Source organism: Lysinibacillus cavernae (assembly GCF_009724685.1).
GTDB classification, from domain to species: Bacteria; Bacillota; Bacilli; order Bacillales_A; family Planococcaceae; genus Lysinibacillus; species Lysinibacillus cavernae.
In genome coordinates, this window is the sequence record NZ_WMEF01000035.1 from 1 (window position 1) to 805 (window position 805).

Annotated in this window: 8 tRNA genes; all 8 read right to left on the minus strand. The window is 52.8% G+C overall.

Features of this window, described 5'->3' with window-relative positions:
* Nucleotides 1–2: 2 nt before the first annotated feature.
* Nucleotides 3–77: transfer RNA gene (locus GJU32_RS22915), tRNA-Gln, on the minus strand.
* A gap of 9 nt (nt 78–86) precedes the next feature.
* Nucleotides 87–162: transfer RNA gene (locus tag GJU32_RS22920), tRNA-His, on the minus strand.
* Between the two features lie 47 nt (nt 163–209).
* Nucleotides 210–283 (minus strand) — tRNA-Trp (locus tag GJU32_RS22925).
* A gap of 13 nt (nt 284–296) precedes the next feature.
* Nucleotides 297–380 (minus strand) — tRNA-Tyr (locus tag GJU32_RS22930).
* Between the two features lie 9 nt (nt 381–389).
* Nucleotides 390–465: transfer RNA gene (locus GJU32_RS22935), tRNA-Thr, on the minus strand.
* Nucleotides 466–475: 10 nt separating this feature from the next.
* A tRNA-Asp gene (locus tag GJU32_RS22940) sits at nt 476–551 on the minus strand.
* A gap of 3 nt (nt 552–554) precedes the next feature.
* Nucleotides 555–629: transfer RNA gene (locus GJU32_RS22945), tRNA-Met, on the minus strand.
* 25 nt (nt 630–654) lie between these two features.
* Nucleotides 655–730 (minus strand) — tRNA-Val (locus GJU32_RS22950).
* Nucleotides 731–805 lie beyond the last annotated feature (75 nt).

Consider the following 805-nt stretch of genomic DNA (forward strand, 5'->3'; position numbering starts at 1 on the left):
AATGGCTGGGGTACTAGGATTCGAACCTAGGCATGACGGAATCAAAATCCGTTGCCTTACCGCTTGGCTATACCCCAATGTGAAAATGGGGCGACTGATGGGAATCGAACCCACGAATGCCGGAACCACAATCCGGTGCGTTAACCACTTCGCCACAATCGCCACTATATATATAATAACAGCTGCATATGAACGAGTACCTCAATACCTGGCAGGGGCAGTAGGAATCGAACCCACACCAAAGGTTTTGGAGACCTCTATTCTACCGTTGAACTATGCCCCTGTAAATTTAAAACTGGTGGAGGGGGACGGATTCGAACCGCCGAACCCTAAGGAGCGGATTTACAGTCCGCCGCGTTTAGCCACTTCGCTACCCCTCCGGTAATACATGGTGCCGGCGATAGGAGTCGAACCCACGACCTACTGATTACAAGTCAGTTGCTCTACCAACTGAGCTACACCGGCAAAAAAAAAATGGCGGTCCCGACCGGGATCGAACCGGCGATCTCCTGCGTGACAGGCAGGCATGTTAACCGCTACACCACGGGACCTTTTGGTTGCGGGGGCCGGATTTGAACCAACGACCTTCGGGTTATGAGCCCGACGAGCTACCACTGCTCCACCCCGCGATAATACTATTTGGATATATAATTATGGTGGAGGATGACGGGCTCGAACCGCCGACCCTCTGCTTGTAAGGCAGATGCTCTCCCAGCTGAGCTAATCCTCCTGGGTATTATGCCTAGCGATGTCCTACTCTCACAGGGGGAAGCCCCCAACTACCATCGGCGCTAAAGAGCTTAAC